General features: G+C 75.4%; 20 protein-coding genes and 1 rRNA gene. 9 read left to right on the forward strand and 12 right to left on the reverse strand.

What is annotated here, in order from left to right; genetic code table 11:
• The first annotated feature begins 28 nt into the window (after positions 1–28).
• Entirely contained in the window at positions 29–796 is a 768-nt protein-coding gene (locus BLQ97_RS21060) for a hypothetical protein (protein ID WP_091368568.1), read from the forward strand.
• Between the two features lie 72 nt (positions 797–868).
• On the opposite strand, the gene BLQ97_RS21065 is transcribed toward BLQ97_RS21060, so the two are convergent.
• The 5 genes from BLQ97_RS21065 to BLQ97_RS21085 form a co-directional block, all read right to left on the reverse strand.
• Positions 869–1,549, reverse strand: a complete 681-nt coding sequence (locus BLQ97_RS21065; RefSeq protein WP_091368571.1) for an SRPBCC family protein — start codon at positions 1,547–1,549, stop codon at positions 869–871.
• Positions 1,546–3,966: an aerobic carbon-monoxide dehydrogenase large subunit gene (gene cutA, locus BLQ97_RS21070; protein WP_091368573.1), complete on the reverse strand. Its 2,421-nt coding sequence runs from the start codon at positions 3,964–3,966 to the stop codon at positions 1,546–1,548. Before cutA ends, BLQ97_RS21065 begins: the two co-directional genes overlap by 4 nt.
• Positions 3,963–4,481: a (2Fe-2S)-binding protein gene (locus tag BLQ97_RS21075; RefSeq protein ID WP_091368575.1), complete on the reverse strand. Its 519-nt coding sequence runs from the start codon at positions 4,479–4,481 to the stop codon at positions 3,963–3,965. Before BLQ97_RS21075 ends, cutA begins: the two co-directional genes overlap by 4 nt.
• Before the next feature lie 76 nt (positions 4,482–4,557).
• Positions 4,558–5,439 (reverse strand): FAD binding domain-containing protein, encoded by an 882-nt coding sequence (locus BLQ97_RS21080; protein ID WP_091368578.1) that lies wholly within the window; start codon positions 5,437–5,439, stop codon positions 4,558–4,560.
• Complete coding sequence (locus tag BLQ97_RS21085; RefSeq protein ID WP_091368579.1) at positions 5,436–6,956, reverse strand: uracil-xanthine permease family protein; 1,521 nt, start codon at positions 6,954–6,956, stop codon at positions 5,436–5,438. Before BLQ97_RS21085 ends, BLQ97_RS21080 begins: the two co-directional genes overlap by 4 nt.
• Positions 6,957–7,113: 157 nt before the next feature.
• Here BLQ97_RS21085 and BLQ97_RS21090 point away from each other — a divergent pair, with 157 nt between their 5' ends.
• Positions 7,114–8,589, forward strand: a complete 1,476-nt coding sequence (locus BLQ97_RS21090) for an AllF/FdrA family protein (RefSeq protein WP_245692566.1) — start codon at positions 7,114–7,116, stop codon at positions 8,587–8,589.
• Positions 8,586–9,992, forward strand: coding sequence for a YlbE family protein (locus BLQ97_RS21095; RefSeq protein ID WP_091368582.1), 1,407 nt, complete (start codon positions 8,586–8,588; stop codon positions 9,990–9,992). Before BLQ97_RS21090 ends, BLQ97_RS21095 begins: the two co-directional genes overlap by 4 nt.
• 84 nt (positions 9,993–10,076) lie before the next feature.
• Here the strand turns inward: BLQ97_RS21095 and BLQ97_RS21100 are convergent, their stop codons facing one another.
• Positions 10,077–10,748 carry a 3-oxoacid CoA-transferase subunit B gene (locus BLQ97_RS21100; RefSeq protein ID WP_425402622.1) on the reverse strand — a complete coding sequence of 224 codons (672 nt, stop codon included), beginning with the start codon at positions 10,746–10,748 and terminating at the stop codon, positions 10,077–10,079.
• Positions 10,745–11,413, reverse strand: coding sequence for a 3-oxoacid CoA-transferase subunit A (locus tag BLQ97_RS21105; protein WP_091368697.1), 669 nt, complete (start codon positions 11,411–11,413; stop codon positions 10,745–10,747). Before BLQ97_RS21105 ends, BLQ97_RS21100 begins: the two co-directional genes overlap by 4 nt.
• Positions 11,414–11,494: 81 nt before the next feature.
• On the opposite strand from BLQ97_RS21105, the gene BLQ97_RS21110 reads away from it, so the two are divergent.
• Positions 11,495–12,142, forward strand: a complete 648-nt coding sequence (locus BLQ97_RS21110; RefSeq protein ID WP_245692568.1) for an RNA 2'-phosphotransferase — start codon at positions 11,495–11,497, stop codon at positions 12,140–12,142.
• Here the strand turns inward: BLQ97_RS21110 and BLQ97_RS21115 are convergent, their stop codons facing one another.
• Entirely contained in the window at positions 12,143–13,228 is a 1,086-nt protein-coding gene (locus tag BLQ97_RS21115) for a PP2C family protein-serine/threonine phosphatase (RefSeq protein ID WP_245692570.1), read from the reverse strand.
• Positions 13,229–13,348: 120 nt separating this feature from the next.
• Here BLQ97_RS21115 and BLQ97_RS21120 point away from each other — a divergent pair, with 120 nt between their 5' ends.
• Positions 13,349–13,564: a hypothetical protein gene (locus BLQ97_RS21120; protein ID WP_091368584.1), complete on the forward strand. Its 216-nt coding sequence runs from the start codon at positions 13,349–13,351 to the stop codon at positions 13,562–13,564.
• A 9-nt stretch (positions 13,565–13,573) separates the two neighbouring features.
• Here the strand turns inward: BLQ97_RS21120 and bar are convergent, their stop codons facing one another.
• Both bar and BLQ97_RS21130 read right to left on the reverse strand, forming a co-directional pair.
• Positions 13,574–14,677, reverse strand: a complete 1,104-nt coding sequence (gene bar, locus BLQ97_RS21125) for a barbiturase (RefSeq protein WP_091368586.1) — start codon at positions 14,675–14,677, stop codon at positions 13,574–13,576.
• A gap of 12 nt (positions 14,678–14,689) precedes the next feature.
• Complete coding sequence (locus BLQ97_RS21130) at positions 14,690–15,643, reverse strand: carbamate kinase (RefSeq protein ID WP_091368588.1); 954 nt, start codon at positions 15,641–15,643, stop codon at positions 14,690–14,692.
• A gap of 121 nt (positions 15,644–15,764) precedes the next feature.
• Here BLQ97_RS21130 and BLQ97_RS21135 point away from each other — a divergent pair, with 121 nt between their 5' ends.
• Positions 15,765–16,205, forward strand: coding sequence for an SRPBCC family protein (locus tag BLQ97_RS21135; protein WP_091368590.1), 441 nt, complete (start codon positions 15,765–15,767; stop codon positions 16,203–16,205).
• 2 nt (positions 16,206–16,207) lie between these two features.
• On the opposite strand, the gene BLQ97_RS21140 is transcribed toward BLQ97_RS21135, so the two are convergent.
• Together BLQ97_RS21140 and BLQ97_RS21145 are read right to left on the reverse strand one after the other, a co-directional pair.
• Positions 16,208–16,732, reverse strand: a complete 525-nt coding sequence (locus BLQ97_RS21140; RefSeq protein WP_091368592.1) for a GNAT family N-acetyltransferase — start codon at positions 16,730–16,732, stop codon at positions 16,208–16,210.
• A 1-nt stretch (position 16,733) separates the two neighbouring features.
• A complete protein-coding gene (locus BLQ97_RS21145; RefSeq protein WP_091368703.1) occupies positions 16,734–17,552 on the reverse strand; it encodes a PHP domain-containing protein in 819 nt (272 codons plus the stop codon).
• A gap of 77 nt (positions 17,553–17,629) precedes the next feature.
• On the opposite strand from BLQ97_RS21145, the gene BLQ97_RS21150 reads away from it, so the two are divergent.
• The 3 genes from BLQ97_RS21150 to BLQ97_RS21160 form a co-directional block, all read left to right on the forward strand.
• Positions 17,630–19,849 carry a RecQ family ATP-dependent DNA helicase gene (locus BLQ97_RS21150; RefSeq protein ID WP_091368594.1) on the forward strand — a complete coding sequence of 740 codons (2,220 nt, stop codon included), beginning with the start codon at positions 17,630–17,632 and terminating at the stop codon, positions 19,847–19,849.
• 42 nt (positions 19,850–19,891) lie between these two features.
• Positions 19,892–20,521, forward strand: coding sequence for an alpha-ketoglutarate-dependent dioxygenase AlkB (locus tag BLQ97_RS21155; RefSeq protein WP_091368596.1), 630 nt, complete (start codon positions 19,892–19,894; stop codon positions 20,519–20,521).
• 367 nt (positions 20,522–20,888) lie between these two features.
• A 16S ribosomal RNA gene (locus BLQ97_RS21160) occupies positions 20,889–21,046 on the forward strand; the annotation flags it as partial.

Consider the following 21,046-nt stretch of genomic DNA (forward strand, 5'->3'; position numbering starts at 1 on the left):
CACTCCCGCGCACCGAGAGGCACCTGCCATGAGCACCACCCTCACCGCCACCCCCGCCGTCGTCCCGGCCGCCCGGCCGACGGCCCGCTCGACCGGCCCGTCCTTCGCGGGCCTGACCGCCCTGGAGGTCCGCAAGTCCCTGTCCACCCGCTCCGGCAGGTCGGTGGCCGCACTCGCGGTGCTGGTCGGCCCGCTCGGCGTCCTGCTGGCCACCCTGACCAGCGGCGGCGGGGTCGCCGCCGCGATGGCCCTCGGCATCATGGGCATGCTCATCGCCCTCGTCCTGCTCGCCCTCGGGGTCCTCTCCACCGCGGGGGAGTGGACGCACCGGAGCGTGCAGACGACGTACCTGCTCGTCCCCCGTCGCGGGCGGGTGCTGGCGGCGAAGGCCGCGGCGATGGCCCTCCTCGGGCTGGTGCTCGCGTCCCTGGGCGTGGCCGGCGCCGTCGGAACGCTGGCGCTCTTCACCACCGGGGTCTCGTGGTTCGCGGCCGGCCAGGCCGTGGTCACCGTGATCGCCTCCGGGGCGGCGTTCGCCGTCATCGGCGCCGGCATCGGGGCCGCCGTGGGCAACTCGGCCGCGGCCATGACCGGGACCTACCTGACCGTGCTGGGCATCCTGCCGGTGCTGAACTCCGTCAAGCCCGAGATCGCCTCGAAGCTGGACCCGGCCGGCGCGATCGTGACGCTGGCCCAGCACGGGGCGGCGACCACCCCGATCGCGGTGATCGCCGGCTGGGTGGTCGTCTCGACCGTCGCCGGGGTCCTGATCACCCGCCGCCGCTCGGTGGCCTGACCCGAGCACACGCTGACGGCCCCCTCGATCCGATCGAGGGGGCCGTCAGCGCGTCCGCGTCAGCCCTCCCCGTCAACCCCTGCGGCGGCCGAGGAGCCATCCGACGAGGACGCCGAGCAGGGTGAGGCCGGCGCCGCCGGCCGCGCCGACGGCGAGGGTGCGGAGGTCGGCCGCCGTCCCCGCGGGAACGCCGGGGCGGGCGGTGGGCACCTGCGGCGGGGCGGGCGCGGCGGCCGGAGCGGGCGCGGCGGCGTCCGTGGAGCTGACCGCGGCCGCGGACGGGCGTGGCTCGGCGGCGGCCGCGGGGACGCCCGCGCCCGACAGCTCGGCGTCGACCGCGGTGAAGAACTGGCCGGCCATCCGCTTGGCGACGCCGGTGATCATCCGTTGGCCCACGCCGGCTACGGGCCCGCCGACCACCGCGTCGGCGGAGTAGGCGAGGGTCGTCGTCCCCTCGTCGGACGGCGACAGCTCGATCGTCACGGTGGCCCGCACGTTGCCCGGCGCTCCCGCCCCGGACGCGTGCATGACGTAGGACCGCGGTGGCTTCTGGTCCGACAGCCGCACCTCGCCGGCGTAGGTGCCCTTGACCGCGCCGACGCCCACCGCGACGTCCATCCGGTAGGCGTCCTCGCCCACCCGGGTCAGCGCCAGGCAGCCCGGGATGGTCCGCGCGAGCACCTCCGGGTCGGTGAGCACCCGCCAGACGTCGTCCGGCGTCCCGTGCAGCACCGCCGAGCCGTCGAGGTTCACGCCGTCGCTCCCGTCCCGGCGCGCCGCCCGGCGGCCGCCGTCCGTTCCGAGGATGGGTCCCGCACCAGGTCGTAGAGCTCCGACGGCGAGATCGGCATCGCCGCGACCCGCCGGCCCACCGCGTCCTCGATCGCCGACGCCAGCGCCGCCGACCCCGGGATCACGCCCGCCTCACCGGCGCCCTTGATGCCCAGGGGGTTGAGCGGCGAGGGCGTCTGCTGGTGGTCGATGACCACGTCGGGCACCTCGGAGGCGTAGGGCACGAGGAAGTCCATGAACGAGGCGTTCTGCAGCTGCCCGTCGGCGTCGTAGGCCATCCGCTCGTAGAGCGCCCCGGCCACGCCCTGCGCGACGCCGCCGTGCACCTGCCCCTCGACGATCATCGGGTTGACCACGTTGCCGCAGTCGTGCACCACGGCGTACTGGACGACGTCGATCTCCCACGTCTGCGGGTCGACCTCCACCACCGCCGCGTGCGCACCCGAGGCGAACGTCGAGCGCAGCGGCGAGTAGTAGTCGCGGTGCTCCAGCCCCGGCGCGTCGCCCGGGGCCACCGGCGGCCTGGTGTCGTCGTGCGTGGCGAACTGCGTCGCCTGCTTGGCCGCCTCGTCGAAGGCGTACCGCAGCGGGTTGGACAGGACGGCGACCGTCCGCAGCGGGATCGACGCCCCCGGCGTCCCCCGGACCTGGACCACGCCCTCCTCGATCTCCAGGTCCGACGGGTCGGCCTCCAGGACGTCGGCGGCGATCCGCAGCGCCTTCTCGCGCACCCCGCGGGCCGCCAGCGCCACCGCGTTGCCGCTCATCACCGCCGCCCGGGAGGCGAAGGTGCCGACCGCGTAGCCGAAGCGACGGGTGTCGCCGGTGTGCACCTCGACGTCCTCCATCGGCACCCCGAGCTCGGAGGCGACGATCTGCGCGAACACCGTCTCGTGGCCCTGTCCCTGCGAGGTCAGGCCGGTGGAGACCAGCACCTTGCCGCTGCCGAGCACCTGCACGTGCCCGCCCTCGTAGGGGCCGGGCCCGGTGCCCTCGACGTAGAGCGCCATCCCGGCGCCGAGCAGCTTCCCGCGGCCGGCCGCCTCCGCCCGGCGCTCCTCCACCGACTCCCAGCCCACCAGGGCGGTCAGCTTCTCCAGCAGCCCCGGGTAGTCGCCGGAGTCGTAGACCACCGGCCGGCCGTCCTGGAACGTCAGGTGGTGGTCGTAGGGGAACTGGTCGGGCGTGATCAGGTTGCGCCGGCGCACCTCGGCGCGGTCCAGGTCGAGCGCGTCGGCGATGCGGTCCATCGTCCGCTCCATCGCGAAGCAGCCCTGCGGCCGTCCGGCGCCGCGGTAGGGCGTGACGATGACGGTGTTCGTGTACAGGCTCTCGACGACCACCCGGTACACCGGGATCGCGTACGGGCCGACCAGCTGGGTCGCCGTGATGATCGGCACGATGATCCCGTAGGGCGTGTAGGCGCCGTTGTCGTGCCAGACGTGCACGTCGAGCGCGGTGAGGCGGCCGTCGTCGTCGAACCCGACGGTGACCTGCTGCCGCTGCCCGCGCTCGTGGGCGCTGGAGACGAAGTGCTCGCGGCGGTCCTCGGCCCACTTGACCTCGCGGCCCAGCCGGATGGCCGCCATCGGGACCAGCAGCTCCTCGGGCCACGGGTGCACGATCTTGACGCCGAAGCCGCCGCCGACGTCGGGTGCGATCACCTCGACCCGGTCCAGCGAGAGCTCCAGCTTCGCCGCGATCGCCGCGCGCACCGACGTCGAGGCCTGGGTGCTGGAGTAGACGCGCAGGCTGCCGTCGTCGGGGTCCCAGCGGGCGTGCACGCCCTTGCCCTCCAGCGGCGTGCAGGCGCTGCGCTCGATGGTCTGGGTGAAGGTCAGCGTGTGCGGCGAGGCGGCCAGCGCGGGCTCGACGTCGCCGGTCTCCTGGTGGTGCCGGGCGGCGACGTTGTCGGGGACGTCGGGGTGGACGCACGACCCGGCGGCGCGGGCGGTGTCGATGCCGACGACGACCGGCAGCTCCTCGTAGGTCACCACGATGCGCTCGGCGGCGTCCTCGGCCACGTAGCGGTCGGTGGCCACGACCATGACCACCGGCTCGCCGACGTGGTGCACGACCCCGTTGGCCAGCGGGTACCCGGTGCGCGGCGCGTGCAGCTGCGGGTGCGGGATGAGCACCGGCAGCGGCTCGGCCATCGGCCCCGTGAGGTCCTCGTAGGTGTAGATCGCGACCAGGCCCCCGACGTCGAGCGCGGCCTCCACGTCGACGTCGACGACGCGAGCGTGCGCGTGCGGGCTGCGCACGAACGCCGCGGCCAGCGCGCCGGCGCCGATGTCGTCGAGGTAGCGGCCGCGGCCGGTGATCAGCCGGGCGTCCTCGCGCCGGCGCACCGGCTCGCCGAACAGCTTCGTGGTCACCGGGCGTCCTCGCGCATCGTGGCGGCCGCGTGCCGGACCGCCTTCTTGATGTTCGCGTAGCCGGTGCACCGGCAGAGGTTGCCGCCGACGAGCTCGTCGACCTCCTCCTCGGTGATCTCCTGCGTCGCGTCCCGCGCCTCGAGCCCCGCGGCGATGGTCACCAGGAAGCCCGGGGTGCAGAAGCCGCACTGCAGCGCGTGGCACTCGCGGAAGGCCTCCTGCACCGGGTGCAGCACCTGGCCGCCCCGGTGGTCGTCGCGGGCCAGCCCCTCCACGGTGGTCACCGCCGCGCCCTCGACCTGCACGGCGAGCACGAGGCAGGAGCGCACCGGCTCACCGTCGACGAGCACCGTGCACGAGCCGCAGACGCCGTGCGCGCAGCCGACGTGCGTGCCGGTCAGGCCCAGGTCGTCGCGCAGCGCGTCGGCGAGCACCCGGCGCACCGGCACGCGTGCCTCGCGGGGCACCCCGTTGACCGTCAGCGAGACGGTCCGCTCGGTGTCGATCGAGGTCATGCGGCGGTCCTCACTGTTCCCTCGGCTCGGTTCCGGGCTCGCTCCGCTCCTCGGTCGCCGGCGCTCCCTGCGATGCTCACTCGCCTGTCACCTTCGCGGCCGCCTCCGCGGCGGCCTCGGCGAGCGTGCGCTCGGTCAGGACACCGACGAGCAGCCGCCGGTAGTCGGCGGTGGCGTGCAGGTCGGTGTCGGGGTCGACCAGGGTGCGGGCCAGCGCGCCGGCGGCGGCCCAGTCGGCGCTGTCGACGGGCTTGCCGGCCACCGCCTCGGAGAGGTCGTGCACCTCGGGCACCAGCCCGACCGACAGGTAGGACGCGCGGACGGCGGCCACCCGGCGGTCCTCGTCGAGGCTGACGACGACGGCGGCCCCGCAGACGGCGTAGTCGCCCTTGCGCCGGGCGATCTCGGCGAACGCCGTCCCCGACCGGTCCGGCAGCGCGGGGAAGAACGCGTCGACGACGACCGCGGGGCCGCTCAGCGAGGTCTCCAGCGGCCCGACGAACAGGTCCTGCCAGCCGACCTCGGCCCGCCCCGACGGCCGGGCCACGGTCACCGACCCGCCGGTCAGCGCCAGCACCGCGGTCATCTCGCCGGAGGGGTCGGCGTGCGCGATCGAGCCGACCGTCGTCCCCCGGTTGCGGATGGCCGGGTGCGCGACGCTCGCCGTCGCCCGCGCCAGCAGCGGCTGCACCCCGGCCGCGGCCCCGTCGCGCAGCAGCGCCGCGTGCCGCACGAGCGCGCCCACCCGGACGCCAGCGGGCGCCGTCGCCACGCCGTCGAGGCCGGGCACCCGGTTGACGTCGACCAGCGTGGTCGGCGCGGCCAGCCGCATCGCCAGCAGGGGCAGCAGCGACTGCCCGCCGGCGAGCACCTTGGCGCCGTCGCCCTCCGCGGCGAGGACGTCGAGCGCCTCGTCGACCGAGCCGGGGTCCGCGTACCGGAAGGGCGGCGGTTTCACCGCTCGCGCGTCCCCTTGGTGGTGTCGACGCCGGGACGCGTGTCGACGCCGGGGCGCCGGTCGACGCCGGGCCGGGTGTCGACACCCGGCCGGCCCAGCTGGTCGACCGTCGACGGGTCGGCGCCGACCTCGTGGCCGCCGGTGTGCCCGAGCGCCGGCCCGGTGCCCTCGGCGAACCCGCGCTCCTCCACCAGGGCGGCCTTCATCTCCGCGGGGGCGACCGCCCGCGCGACGTGCCAGCCGGCCACGACGACGATCGTGCCGAACGCGATGCCGCTGAGCGGGAAGGTGTCGGTGATCTGGAGGGTCACGTTGCCGATCGCGATGATGATCCCGGCGGCGAGCGGCACCAGGTTGATCGGGTTGGCGAAGTCGACCCGGTTCTCCTTCCAGATCTTCGCGCCGAGCAGGCCGATCATCCCGTAGAGCACGACCGTGATCCCGCCGAGCACCCCGCCCGGGATGATGTTGATCAGCGCGCCGAACTTCGGGCACAGGCCGAGCAGGATCGCCACGACCGCCGCGACGTAGTAGGCCGCGGTCGAGTAGACCCGGGTGGCGGCCATGACGCCGATGTTCTCCGCGTAGGTGGTGGTCGGGGAGCCGCCGACCGAGCTCGCGACGACGGTGCCGACGCCGTCGGCGAAGATCGCCCGGCCCATGACCGGGTCGAGGTCGCGCTTCGTCATGGCCGCGACGGCCTTGACGTGGCCGGCGTTCTCGGCGACCAGCGCGATGACGGCCGGCAGCACGAGCAGGCTGAAGTTCACCGAGAAGCTCGGCGCGGTGAACTGCGGCAGGCCGATCCAGTCGGCCTGGCCCACGGCGTCGAAGTTGATCCGGTCGCGGGTGACGATCGCCCCGGTGCCGTCGGGCGAGGTGATCTGGCCGACGGTGACGTCGAGCAGGATCGACAGCAGGTAGCCGAACACCAGGCCCAGCAGGATGGAGATGCGGGCCCAGAAGCCGCGCAGCAGCAGCGAGGCGACGATGACGAAGACCATCGTGGCCAGGGCGACCCACTGGTCCTGCGGCCAGTAGACCCCGGCCACGACCGGGGCGAGGTTGAAGCCGATGAGCATGACGACGGCGCCGGTCACGGCCGGCGGCAGCGCGGCGTTGATGGCCCGCGGTCCGACGACGTGGATGGCCACGCCGACCAGCGCGAGGACGACGCCGGCGACGAGGATCGAGCCGACGACGTCGCCGGAGTCGCCGCCGTTGGCGCGGATGGCCACGACGCCGCCGACGAAGGCGGCGCTGGTGCCCAGGTAGCTGGGCACCCGCCCCTGCACGATGAGCAGGAAGATGATCGTCGCGATCCCGCTCATCATGATCGCGAGGTTGGCGTCCAGGCCCATGATGAGCGGGAAGACGAAGGTCGCCCCGAACATCGCCACGACGTGCTGGGCGCCGATGCCGATCGTCCGCGGCCACGACAGGCGCTCGTCGGGGGCGACGGCCTCGCCCAGCGGCGGCGTCTTGCCGCCCGCGTAGAGCTTCCACCCGAACGCCATCGGGACCTCCTCGAGGGTGCCCGGGAGGTGCGGTCGCCCCCGGGAGGCCGTCAATCTGTCACGGGGTACCGACGCGCGGAAGTACCTCAGTGCTAAATCGTCGTGCCGTCGCCGCTTCGATACCTCAGCGCTGAGGGACCCCGGTACGGTCGGCCGGGTGAGTGCCCGGCACGTCTCCCTGCGCAGCGGCGTCTACGCCGACTCGGTCCGGTTGATGCAGGTCAGCCGCGACGTCGGGGCGCGCGAGGGGGTGACCGCCGTCCTCGTCGCCATGGCCACCCCGCTCAACGTGGAGCTCGCCGCCGGCATGGGGCTCGCGCCCGAGGGCTCGGCCTCGCCCGAGCAGCTGCTCGTCGGTGTCGCCGCCACCGACGACGACGCGCTCGCCGCCGCGGTGGCCGCCGTCGACACGGCCCTCGCCCAGCGCGAACGCTCCCGGGCCACCGCCGACGCCCAGCCGGCCCGCACCGTCGGCACCGCCCTGCGCGACCTCGAGGCGAGCCCCGCGCTGGCCGTCGTCAGCGTGCCCGGCCCCTACGCCGCGCTGGAGGCCGCCGACGCCGTCGCCGCCGGCCGCAGCGTGCTGGTGTTCTCCGACGGCGTCCCGGTCGAGCAGGAGGTCGCGCTCAAGCGGGCCGCCCGGCAGGCCGGGGTGCTGGTCATGGGCCCCGACTGCGGGACGGCGATCGTCTCCGGGGTCGCGCTCGGCTTCGCCAACGTCGTCCGCCGCGGCCCGGTCGGGGTGGTGGCGGCGTCGGGCACCGGCGCGCAGCAGGTGTCCTGCCTGCTCGACGCGGCCGGCGTCGGGGTGAGCCACGTGCTCGGCGTGGGCGGGCGCGACCTGTCCGCGGCCGTCGGCGGGCTGGCCACCCTCGACGCGCTGGCGGCCCTGGACGGCGACCCGGCCACCGAGCGGGTGCTCGTCGTGTCCAAGCCGCCGGCGCCGTCGGTGGCCGAGGCGGTGGCGCGGACGGCGGCGTCGCTGGCCACGCCGGTGCGCTCGGCGGTGCTCGGCCCGGAGACGCCCGACCTCACCGCCGTCGTCGAGGCGCTGCTGACCGACCTCGGCGTCGCCGTCCCCGAGTGGCCCGCACGCCCGGGCGGCCGGGCCGCGCCGCAGGGCGCCGTCCTCACGGGCCTCTACTCCGGCGGGACGCTGGCCGACGAGGCGATGCTGCTGGCCGCGCCGGTGCTCGGCGACGTCCGGTCCAACACCCCGCTGCGGCCGGAGCTCGACCTCGTCATCGACCCGTCCGCCCCGGACCTGTCCGCCCGCGGCCACGTGGTCGTCGACTTCGGCGACGACGCGCTCACCGTGGGCCGGGCGCACCCGATGATCGACCCGACGCTCCGGCTGGAGGCGATCGCCCGGGTCGCCGCGTCGGACCAGCCCGCGGTGCTGCTGCTCGACGTCGTCCTCGGCCACGGCGCCGACCCCGACCCGGCCGCGGCGCTGGCCCCGGCGCTGCGCGCGGCCGGCCTGCCCGCCGTCGTCGCGCTGGTCGGCACCGAGGCCGACCCCCAGGGCTGGAGCCGCCAGGCCGACGCCCTCGCCGCGGCCGGTGCGGCCGTGTTCGCCTCCAACGCGCAGGCCACCCGGCACGCGCTCGACCTGCTGGGAGCCGCACGGTGAACCTGCTCGAGGGCCCGCCGGCCGTCGTCGCCGCGGGGGTGGAGGTCTTCTCCGCCGCCCTGCGCGCCCAGGGTGCCGAGGTCACCGACGTCGACTGGCGCCCGCCGGCCTTCGGCGACGCCGGCGACCTCGCCGCGCTCGCCCTGGACCCACGTCGCGCCGCGGCCAACCGGACGGCGGTCGAGCGGGTGCTGGCCGCCGGGTCGCGGCTGGTCGACGTCCGGCCGGCGCGGGAGACGCTCGGCCTGACCGACCGCACCCTGCTGCACTCCGGCCCGCCGCTGACCTGGGAGGCGGCGTCGGGGCCCATGCGCGGCGCGCTGATCGGCGCGTGCCTGTTCGAGGGCTGGGCGTCGACGGTGGAGGACGCCGAGGCGCTGCTGGCGTCGGGCGGCGTGACCCTCGACCCCTGCCACCACCACTCCGCCGTCGGCCCGATGGCCGGGGTGACCAGCCCGTCGATGTGGACCTGGTGCCTGGAGGACCCGGTGAACGGCGGCCGGGCGTACTGCAACCTCAACGAGGGCCTGGGCAAGGTGCTGCGGATGGGCGCCTTCGGCGAGGAGGTGCTCACCCGGCTGGCCTGGATGCGCGACGTCCTCGGCCCGCTGCTGGCGCGCGCCGTGCGGTCGATGGCCGAGCCGCTCGACGTCAAGGCCGTGCTCGCCCAGATGCTGCAGATGGGCGACGAGGGGCACAACCGCAACCGCGCGGGCTCGCTCATGGCGCTGCGCGAGCTGTCGCCGGCGCTGGTGGCCCTCGACGCGCCCTCCGACGACGTCGCCGCGGCGCTGCGCTTCATCGGCGGCAACGAGCACTTCTTCCTCAACCTCGGCATGCCGACGGCGAAGCTGGCGATGAACGCCGCCCGCGACGTCCCGGGCTCCACGCTGGTCACCGTGCTCAGTCGCAACGGCACCGAGTTCGGCGTGCAGACGGCGGGCACCGGCGACCGCTGGTTCACCGGCCCCGCGCAGACCCCGGTGGGCCTGTTCCTCGGTGACTACGGCCCCGAGGACGCCAACCCCGACATCGGCGACTCGGCGATCATGGAGACCTACGGCGTCGGCGGGTTCGCCATGGCCGCCGCGCCGGCGATCGTGCGGTTCGTCGGCGGCACCGTGCCCGACGCGCTGGCCACCACCGAGCGGATGTACCAGCTCACCCTGGCCGAGAACCCGGCGATGGCCATCCCGGTGCTCGGCTTCCGCGGCGCCCCGACCGGCATCGACGTCCTCGCCGTGGCCCGCACCGGGTGGCTCCCGCAGATCAACACCGGCATGGCCGGGCGGGTGGCCGGGACCGGGCAGGTGGGCGCGGGTCTGGTGCAGCCGCCGCGGGAGTGCTTCGAGCAGGCGCTGGCCGCCCTCGCCGAGGAGGCCCGCGCCGCGACGGCGGCCTGACCTCTCGTCGAGATCACGCGATCTCGCACGTCCGCATGTCGTTCCGCGGGCGAGATCCCGTGATCTCGACAGGAGCGGCGGGGCTCAGGGCGCCAGCACGCCCAGGTCGTCGGCGAAGGACAGCTGCGCCGCCGTGGCGCCCTGCAGGTCCTCGCGGGTCAGTCCGGCGACCATCTCGCGCACGCAGAACCCCGCGGGCGTGACGTCGAGGACGGCGAGGTCGGTGTAGACGCGGTCGACCACGCCGGCCGCCGTCAGCGGGTAGCTGCAGCGCGGCACGAGCTTGGGCTCGCCGGCCCTGGTCGTGTGCGTGGTCAGCACCAGCACCCGCTTGGCGCCGACGGCGAGGTCCATCGCGCCGCCGACCGCCGGCGGGTGGGTGGCGTCGAGGGTGGCCCAGTTGGCCAGGTCGCCGGTCTCGGACACCTGGAAGGCGCCGAGCACGGTCACGTCGATGTGCCCGCCGCGCATCATGAGGAAGGCGTCGGTGTGGTGGAAGAACGCGCCGCCGGGCACCAGGGTCACCGGCTGCTTGCCGGCGTTGATCAGCTCGGGGTCCTCCTCGCCGGGTGCGGGGGCCGGGCCCATCCCGAGGATGCCGTTCTCCGAGTGGTAGACGACCTCCTTGTCGTGCCCCACGCAGTCGGCCACCAGGGTGGGCAGGCCGATGCCGAGGTTGACGTAGGCGCCGTCGGGGACGTCGCGGGCCACCCGCCGGGCGACGTCGCGCATCTCCAGCCGCACGCCGGGGCTCACGCCGCACCCACCCGCACGACGCGGTCGACGAAGATCCCCGGCGTCACGACGACCTCCGGGTCCAGCTCGCCGAGCTCGACGAACTCGTCCACCTGGACGACGGTCAGCTCCGCGGCCGCGGCCATCGTCGGGCCGAAGTTCCGCGCCGCCGTCCGGTAGACCAGGTTGCCCCAGCGGTCGGCGCGTGCCGCCTTGACCAGGGCGACGTCGCCGCGCAGGGGCTCCTCGAACACGTGCCGCCGTCCGCCGATCACGCGCACCTCCTTGCCCTCGGCCAGCCGGGAGTCGGCGCCGGTCGGGGTGAAGAACCCGCCGAGGCCGGCCGCGGCGGCCCGCATCCGCTCGCTCAGCGTGCCCTGCGGCACGAGCTCGAGCTCCACCTCCCCGGCCCGCCAGCGCTCCTCGAACCAGACCGACCCGGCCGACCGCGGGTACGAGCAGACGATCCTGCGCACCCGCCGCTCGCGCAGCAGCGCGGCGACGTCGGTCTCGCCGGACCCGGCGTTGTTGGTCACCACGGTGAGGTCGGTGGTCCCCTGGTCGAGCAGCGCGTGCACCAGCTCCACCGGGACGCCGGAGGCGCCGAAGCCGCCGACCAGCACGGTGGCGCCGTCCTCGATGCCCGCGACCGCGTCGGCCAGTGACGCGACCCGCTTGTCGATCATCCGCACCCCGCTCGCCCGTGGTTGGTCCCCGCACGCTAACCGGGTGGCGCCGCCGGCACGCCACCCGCCAGGCTGCTGCCCGTGTGGCACGGGGGCGCGTCCGGCGACGACGGCCCCGGTGAGGGGTTCCCCCGTCGGACGGGGCCGCCCGACGACGCGGTGCCGGTCGTGTCGGCGGTGGACGGCACCGACGTCGTCCGGATCAGCAAGCGGCTGTCCTTCGTGCTGCGCCACCGGCCCGACAGCGTGGGGCTGGCCCTCGACGAGGCCGGCTGGGTGGACGTCGACGCGCTGCTGGCCGCCCTCGCCGCGCACGGGCTGCCGCTCACCCGGGCGGACCTCGACCGGGTCGTGGCAGGCAACGACAAGCGGCGGTTCGCCTACGACACCGGGGGCCGGCGGATCCGGGCCAGCCAGGGGCACAGCGTCCCGGTCGCGCTCGGCTACCCGGCCGAGCAGCCACCGGACGAGCTCTTCCACGGCACGTCCCGGCGGGCCCTGCCGGCGGTCCTCGCCGAGGGGTTGCGGCCGGGCCGGCGGCACGCGGTGCACCTGAGCCCCGACGAGGCGACGGCCCGGGCGGTGGGCGGGCGCCGCGGTCCCGCCGCCGTGCTGCGCGTCGACGCTGCCGGGCTGGCCGCCACGGGGGCGGTGTTCACCCGCTCGGCCAACGGGGTGTGGCTGGTCGACGCCGTGCCCCCGGCCTTCCTCGCCGTCCTCGACGGCTGATCAGCGGGGCAGGCGGACGGCGAGCAGCGCGACGTCGTCGTGCCGGGTGCCGGCCAGCCCGGCGAGCAGGCCGTCGACGACCGCGTCCAGGGGCTCGTCCGCCCGCCCCCGCAGCTGGGACAGCAGCCAGTCGGTGCCCTCGTCGAGGGTCCGGTCCCGCCGCTCGACGAGGCCGTCGGTGTAGAGCAGCAGCGTGTCGCCGGGCTCCAGCGGCAGGTCGGCGTCGGTCCGGCGGCTGCCCGGCTCCACGCCCAGCAACCGTTCCGGTCTCCGCTCGAGGAGGCGGACCGTGCCGTCGCCGCGGGCCAGCACCGGGGGCGGGTGCCCGGCGTTCGACCAGCACAGCCGCACGCCGTTCCCGGTGGGGGAGAGCACGGCGACGACGGCGGTGACCAGCGCGGGGGCACCCAGCCGCGCGAGGACGTGGTCCAGGGTGTCGAGCACCCGCGCCGGCGAGGGGCCCGGGAGCGTGGCGGTGGTGGCGGCGACGGCGCGCAGCATGCCGCGGACCTCGGCCATCGCCGCGGCGGCCCGCGCGTCGTGGCCGGCGACGTCCCCGACCACCAGCACGGTGGCGTCGCCGGGCGCGGGGAAGGCGTCGTACCAGTCGCCGCCGATGCGGGCGCTGCGCACGGCCGGCAGGTACCGGGCCGCGGTCTGCCGGTGGGGCACGGCGGGCGGTGGCCCGAGCAGGTGCTGCTGGAGGGCCTCGGCGGTGGCCAGCTCCGCCTGCGTGGTCGCCGCCTCCGCCGTCATCCGGGCGAGCGCGGCCTCGCGGCGCAGCCGCAGCCTGCAGGTGGCCACGGCCAGCACGCCGGCGCCGGTCACCGCGAGCAGCCGGACGGCCTGGGCCGTGGCGGCGGCGCCGGTGTACTGCCCGTCGTGGATCCCCAGCAGCGCGGCGGTCAGCAGGGCCAGCGCGCCGTGGACGGCGGTCGCCCGCCGCCCGGTGACGGAGGCGGCCACCAGCGGCGGGGCCGCGAGCAGGCCGATCAGCACCCCCTGCGGCCCCATCACCAGGTCGAGGACGGTGACGGCACCGAGCAGACCCGCCGGCAGCGCGTTCGTCCGGATCGCCCTGTCCACTGCGACGGCCTCCGTGTGGTCCCTGCGCCCGGTGCTGCCGAGGGTAGGGCCCGGGCGGGTCGGGGGCCCGTCACGGGGCACGGCGTGCCCCCGGCGCCGGCCGGCCCGACGACGGGGGACGTGATCCGCACCGTCGTCGGCAGGCTCGAGCCGGGGGTGCGCGTCGGCCTCGACGCCGGCCTGCGCGCCGGTGGGTGGGACTCCGCCCTCACCAGCGACTGGACCGACGTCGAGGCCCACCGCGTCCACGACCTCGACGAGGAGCGCGACCGCGTCCGCCGGGAGCGGTTCGCCCCCTTCTGCGAGCAGATCGCCCGCGTCCGGTTCGAGTGCTGAGCCGGGGGCTCAGGCCCGCACGATGGCCGCGACCGGTCCGCCGCCCGACGGGCCCTGGTGCACCGCGGCCACCGACACGAACACCGCCGGGTCACCGGTCACCGACGCCGCGACGCCGCCGACGGTCGCCTTGATCTGCCGGTGCCAGAAGACGTCGGAGTCGTCGAGCATCGCGTTGCGCCGGCCGCGGACGTAGCCGGTCGGGTCGGCCTCGCACTTGAGGAAGACGTTGACCAGCCGGTCGCCGAGGTCGGAGGGGTGCGGCCGCTCGGGCAGCTCGAGGCCGGCGTCGCGGATGGCGTTCCAGATGCCGTCCTGGTCGAGGGCGTCCCTCATCACCGAGTGGCCGATCCGGTAGGCGCCCCCGTGCCCGCGCGCGTTGCCGACGACGACGATCTGCGCCCGGTCCAGTTCCACGCCCGACGAGCAGGAGGCGACGGCGCTGAACAGCGACAGGTCGCGCATGACCTGCGACTGCTCCGGCATCTCGATCTCACCGAGCGCCACCGCGATGCCCAGCGCCGTCGTCCCGTTGGACAGGTCCATCGAGCCGTGCGGCTCGTCGTAGTACGTGTCCTCGCCGCGCGCCTTGGCGTCGCGGATCGTCTCGATGGTCAGCAGCGGCGTCTTGGTCTGCACGTAGTGGACGTCGGCGGGGTCGGTGATCCCGGCGGCCGCCATCGCGCGGCGCACGCCCTCGGCGACCTTCTCGACCATGGGGATGCGGCCGATGTCCTCGGGCAGCAGGACGTCGCTCATCGCGTAGCCCACGGTCAGCCGCGGCTCGTCGGTCTTCTCGACGGCGTCCTCGGGCAGCGTCGCGAAGATCGTCGCGTGCGGGCTGATGACGCCGTCGGTGCCGCCGGACCAGACGATCGGGATCTCCCCGACCTCCTCCTTCGACCGGGTCCCCTTCTCCAGCAGCACCTCGCGGAAGGCGCGGTCTGCGATGATCCGGGTGTAGTCGTTGACGCCGCCGTTGCCCTCGGTCTTGCCGATGACGGCGACGACCCGGTCGGCCTCCACGACGCCGTCGTCGATGAGCCTGGCCAGCTCGCTGGCGTCGCTGACGTTGTGCAGCGGGACCTTGCGGACCTCGATCGGTGCGGGCACGGGTTCCTCTTCTCAGCTAGCGGTCAAGACGGTGCCGACGGCGTCCCCGGTGACGGCGTCGGTGATGTTCTCCAGCGAGGTGACGACGGCGCGCTCGCCGCCCCCCTCGACGAAGCGGAGGGCGGCCTCGACCTTGGGGCCCATCGAGCCCCGGGCGAACTGGCCGTCCGTGGCGTGCGCGCGCAGCTCGGCCACCGTGACCCGGCCGAGCGGGCGCTGCGCCGGCGTCCCGAAGTCGACCATCACGTTCGGCACGTCGGTGGCGATCACCAGGGTGTCGGCGTCCAGGTCGCGGGCCAGGACGGCGGCGGTGAGGTCCTTGTCGATCACGGCCTCGACGCCGCGCAGCGCGGCGCCGTCCCCGCCGTCGTCGGTCACCGGGACGCCCCCGCCCCCGGCGCAGACGACGACGAAGCCGGCCGCGGCGAGGACGTGGACGGCGGCGGAGTCGACGACCGCGCGCGGCTCGGGCGAGGCGACCACGCGCCGCCAGCCCCGCGGGCCGCGGTCCTCCCAGACCTGGCCGAGGGCGAGGAACCGCTCGGCCTCCTCGCGCGGCAGGAACCGGCCCACCGGCTTGGACGGCTCGCGGAAGTGCGGGTCGTCGGCGTCGACCAGGGTGCGCGTGACCAGCCCGGCGGTGCGCTGCGGCAGCCCCCGGGCGGCCAGGGCCGCGTCCAGCTCGTCGGCCAGGGTGAAGGCGATGGTCGCCTGGGTCTGCGCGACGTTCCAGTCCAGCGGCACCGGCGGTACGACGGCGGCGGCCAGCTCGTTCTTGACCAGCAGGTTCCCCACCTGCGGGCCGTTGCCGTGGGTGAGCACCACCTCGACGCCCGCGGCCACCACCTCGGCGACGTGGCCGGCCGCCTCGCGGATCGCGTCCCGCTGGGCCTGCGGGGTGGCCGAGCCGTCGGGCCCGGTCATGGCGTTGCCCCCGAGGGCGATCACCACGCGGCGGGACGTCACCCCGGCGACCCTATCGGCGTTTCTCTTAGCGGTGAAGTAGTTGGCGGGACCGCGTGCCCCCTGCCCGGCCCCGGGCCGCGGGACGATCGGGACAGCGGGGACCGTCAGGAGGGAGGCGGCCGTGCGCGTCCACTTCGACCTCGACACCCGCGCCACCCCGGCGCAGGTCCGCGAGGCGTTCACCGACGTCGGCGACCGGCGGCTGGAGGTGTGGTCGAGGACCCTCGACCCGGGGCGGTACGAGGTCCGCGAGCAGGGCGAGGGCTGGGCCGTCGTCCGCGAGGGCAGCGCGGGGGTGCCCTTCTGGGTGCTGCTGCGCTACGAGTGGCCCGACCCCGACCGGGTCACCTGGACGCTGCTCGACAGCGACCACTGCGACCGGGGGACCGGCGAGGTGCGGATCACCCCGCGGGACGACGGCGGCAGCCACGTCGACGTGACGTGGCACCACAGCGGTGGCCGGGGGCTGCGCGGGCGGGCCGTGCTGCTGGCCCAGGGACTCATCGCCCCGGTCGCGCTGCCCCGGGTCTACCGCGCCGCGCTGGACCGGGTGGCGGGCTGAGCTCAGCGGAGCGGGGGCGGGGGCCCGTCGTCGTCGCCGAGCGCCCGCTGGGTGAAGGCGACGTCGTGCCAGCGGCCGTCCTTCCAGCCCGCCCTCCGGACGACCCCGACCGGCTCGAACCCCATCGCGCGGTGGAACGCCACGCTCGCCTCGTTGGGCAGCGTCGTCCCGGCGACCGCCGTGCGGTACCCGCGGTCGGCCAGCCGCTGCAGCAGCGCCCCGTACAGCGCCCGCCCGCCGCCCCCGCGCCGCCGTCCGGGCTCAAGGTAGACGCTCACCTCGCACGACCACTGCCACGCCGTCCGCGACCGGAACGGTCCGCCGTAGGCGTAGCCGACGACGCGCCCGTCCTCCTCCAGCACGAGCCAGGCGTGCGACCGCTGCGCGGCGGCGATCCGGCGGGCCATCTCGGCGGGGTGGGGCGGCTCGGTCTCGAAGCTGACCGCCGTCCAGGTGACGTAGGGCGCGTAGACGGCCGCGCAGGCGGCGGCGTCGGCGTCCGTCGCGTCGCGGACGGCGGAGCCCACCTCAGCGGCGCCAGAAGTCGAACCGGTCCCGGCCGGGACGGAAGCCCGCGGCCTCGACGACGTCGACGGCGAGGTCGAAGCGCTGCCCGACGGCGGCCGCCTGGTGGGCGTCGCTGCCGAAGCTCACCGCCTCGCCGCCCTCCTCCCGGAACCAGCGCACCTGGTCGGCCGACGCCAGCGGGCTGCTGGTGTTGACCTCCAGCGCCCGGCCGGTGCCGGCCAGCGCGCGGAACACCGCGCGGTACTCCTCCTCGTAGTCCTTCTCCACGTAGCGGTGCTGGCCGCCGGGCCAGTAGCGCCGCGGGAAGTCGACGTGGGCGAGCACCTGGAAGACGTCGCTGCTCTCCACCATGTCCACGACCTCGGCGAGGTAGCGGCGCATCGTGCCGTCGGCGTCGCTGTACAGCAGCTGGCCGACGCCGTAGAGCCGGTCGCCGTCGTGCAGCGAGTGCAGCGAGCCGAGCACCCGGTCGACCGGGGCGTCGCGCAGGTGCGCGGCGACGCTCGCGGAGAACAGGTGCGGCTCGCCGGCCTCGACGCCGGACCAGATCCGCAGCTCGGGGTAGCGGTCGCGCACCTCGGTGAGCTCGGCCCAGTAGCCCTCGGTGTCGATCGACTGGTGGCGCGAGGCGTGCCGGTCGACCAGGCCCAGCGTGGTGGCCCGGTCGTCGGGACCCCACACGGTGAAGTCGAGGTGCTCGGTGAAGGCGATCGCCGGGAGGCCCAGCGCCACCGCCTTCTCGCAGGCGCGCGCCATCGTGACGGAGCTGGGCGTGTCCCAGGACCACCCGGTGTGCACGTGGTTGTCCGGCGGCCGCATCGTCCCCATCCTGCCCGTCGTCCCCAGGTCCCGCGCGCAGAGGCCGGTCCGTCGGTGTCCGCACCTAGTGTCGGGTCATGAGCACCGCCGCGCCGACGTCCGAGCTCGCCGCCGACGCCCTCGAGGTCCTGCGGGAGCTCACCGGCCGTCCCGACGCGGCGTTCCGCGAGGGTCAGGACGCCGCCGTCGCCGCGCTGGTCGAGCGGTCCGAGCGCGCGCTGGTCGTGCAGCGCACCGGGTGGGGCAAGTCGGCGGTCTACTTCGTCTCCACCGCGCTGCTGCGCCGCCGCGGCGCCGGCCCCACCCTGCTGGTCAGCCCGCTGCTGGCGCTCATGCGCGACCAGGTGGCCGCGGCCGCCCGGGCCGGCATCCGCGCCGTCGAGATCTCCAGCGCCAACGCCACCGAGTGGGACGACGTCGCACAGGCCCTGGCCGCCGACGAGGTCGACGTCCTGCTGGTCTCCCCGGAGCGGCTGACCAACCCGCGCTTCCGCGAGGAGCAGCTGCCCGGCCTGGTCGCCCGCTGCGGCCTGCTCGTCGTCGACGAGGCGCACTGCGTCTCCGACTGGGGGCACGACTTCCGCCCCGACTACCGCCGCATCCGCGACCTGCTCGGCACCCTCCCGGCCGGGACGCCGGTCCTGGCGACGACCGCCACCGCCAACGAGCGCGTCGTCGCCGACGTCGCCGAGCAGCTCGGCGCCGGCGGGGTCGGGGTGACCACCGTGCGCGGCCCGCTGGCGCGCGACTCGCTGCGCCTGGGCGTCCTCCGGCTGCCCACCGACCGCGCCCGGCTGGCCTGGCTGGCCGCCCACCTCGGCGACCTGCCGGGCAGCGGCATCGTCTACACGCTCACCGTGTCCGCGGCCGAGGAGACGGCGTCGCTGCTGCGCGACGCCGGGCACGACGTCCGCGCCTACACCGGCCGCCTCGACGACGCCGACCGCAAGGACGCCGAGGAGGCGCTGCGGGAGAACCGGGTCAAGGCGCTCGTCGCCACCTCCGCGCTCGGCATGGGCTTCGACAAGCCCGACCTCGGCTTCGTCGTCCACCTCGGGGCGCCGTCGTCCCCGGTCAGCTACTACCAGCAGGTGGGCCGCGCCGGCCGCGCGGTCGAGCACGCCGACGTGCTGCTCCTGCCGGGGCCCGAGGACCTCGCCATCTGGCAGTGGTTCGCCACCTCCTCCATGCCGCGGGAGGACCACGCCGCCGCCGTCCTGTCGGCGATGGCCGACGGGAAGGCGTGGTCGGTGGCGCGGCTGGAGACGGTGGCCGACGTCCGCCGGTCCCGGCTCGAGCTGCTGCTCAAGGTGCTCGCCGTCGACGGCGCCGTCGAGCGGGTCCAGGGCGGCTGGCGGTCCACCGGCCGGCCGTGGGTCTACGACGGCGACCGCTACGCCCGCGTCGCCCGCACCCGGGAGGCCGAGCAGCGGGCGATGATCGCCTACGCGCGGCCGGTCGACGAGGCACGGTGCCGGATGGCGTTCCTCCAGGAGGCGCTCGACGACCCCACCGCCGCACCGTGCGGCCGCTGCGACGTCTGCGCCGGGCCCTGGTACCCCACCGAGGTCCCCGAGGGGGCGGCGGACGCCGCCTCGGCCGTGCTGGACCGCCCGGGTGTCGAGCTCGCGCCGCGCGCGCAGTGGCCCACCGGCGCCGACCGGCTGGGGGTCTCGGTGAAGGGGAGGATCGCGCCCACCGAGCAGCTCGACCCGGGCCGGGCGGTCGCCCGGCTCACCGACCTGGGCTGGGGGCAGCGGCTGCGCACCCTGCTCGGGGACGACGGCGTCGGCGGCGTGGTCGACCTGGAGGCCCCGGGGCTGGAGGAGGACCCGGACGCCGCCTTCGACGTGCCGGTGCGGCGGGCCTCCTCCGACGTGCCGCCCGACGAGGAGCTGCTGCGGGCCTGTGCGCGGGTGCTCGGCGCGTGGGACTGGGCCGAGCGGCCCACGGGCGTGGTCGCCGTGCCCTCCCGGCGCCGGCCGCGGCTGGTCACCGGGGTGGCGCAGGGGCTGTCCCGGCTCGGCCGGCTGCCCTACCTCGGTGAGCTGTCACTCGCGCAGGGCGGACCCACCGGCGGCCCGGGCGGCAACAGCGCCTTCCGGTTGGCCGGAGTGTGGCAGCGGCTCGTCGTCGGCCCGGAGCTGCGGGCGCGGCTCGCCGAGCTCGGACCGGTGCCGGTGCTGCTCGTCGACGACCTGGCCGACTCGCGCTGGACGATGACCGTCGCCGGGCGGGAGCTGCGGCTGGCCGGCGCCTCCCGGGTGCTGCCCTTCGCACTCGCGCTCACCGCGTAGCGAGGACTCGTACACGCGTTCGACCGGCGCTAGCCTGCCGCCATGACGCTCACCCACCAGCCGTCGATGTTCGACGTCGCCGAGGAGGCCGCGCTCACGCCGCTGGCCGGCCGGGTGACGCGGCACCGGCTCGACCGCGGCGCGTGGGTCGACCACCTGCCGGGCTGGGTGACCGGCTCCGAGGCGGTCCTCGACGTGCTGCTCGGCGACATCGGCTGGCGTGCCGACCGGCGGCAGATGTACGACCGCGAGGTCGCCGTCCCCCGCCTGTTGCGCTGGTACGGGCGAGGTGAGGAGCTGCCGCACCCCGTGCTCACCGAGGCCCGCACGGCGCTCGACGCGCACTACGCGCCCGAGCTGGGCGAGCCCTTCGTCACCGCCGGCATGTGCCTGTACCGCGACGGCCGCGACAGCGTCGCGTGGCACGGTGACCGCCTGGGCCGCAGCCGCACGCAGGACACGATGGTGGCGATCGTGTCCTTCGGTTCTCCGCGGCCGCTGCTGCTGCGTCCCGTCGGCGGCGGCGGGACCCTCCGCTTCCCGCTGGGCCACGGTGACCTGGTGGTCATGGGCGGCTCCTGCCAGCGCACCTGGGAGCACTGCATCCCCAAGACCGCGAAGGCCGTCGGGCCACGGGTGAGCGTGCAGTTCCGCCCGGCCGGCGTCGCCTGAGGCGTCCGGGCGCACGTCGTCCCGCGGTGTGTCCGGCGGCACCCGGGACCCCCGTGCACGGCCCCTCCGAGGACGTGTATCGTCCTTCCTGCACCGAGCGAGAACGGACCGGGCCGCCAGCCTGGTCAACCGCCTCTCAGACCCCCGCGGTCGAGGGCTGCGGAGCCCGGTGTACAGTGGAGACACCGCCTCGAACGAAGGCCGACAAGGCCGGGGTACGAGCGCGTCCGCTCCTTGAGAACTCAACAGCGTGCCGAAAGTCAGTGCCAAGTAATACCCCGTCCGTGTCCGTCAGGGCGCGGTGGGATTCCTTTGGTTGATTGATATCGCGATCTGTCAGGTCGCGGTTCTCAGCCGGTATCAAGCATCTACGGAGAGTTTGATCCTGGCTCAGGACGAACGCTGGCGGCGTGCTTAACACATGCAAGTCGAACGCTGAACCCCGCTTGCGGGGGGATGAGTGGCGAACGGGTGAGTAACACGTGGGCAACCTGCCCCCGGCTCTGGGATAACTCCAAGAAATTG

The organism is Geodermatophilus telluris (assembly GCF_900102745.1).
GTDB classification, from domain to species: Bacteria; Actinomycetota; Actinomycetes; order Mycobacteriales; family Geodermatophilaceae; genus Geodermatophilus; species Geodermatophilus telluris.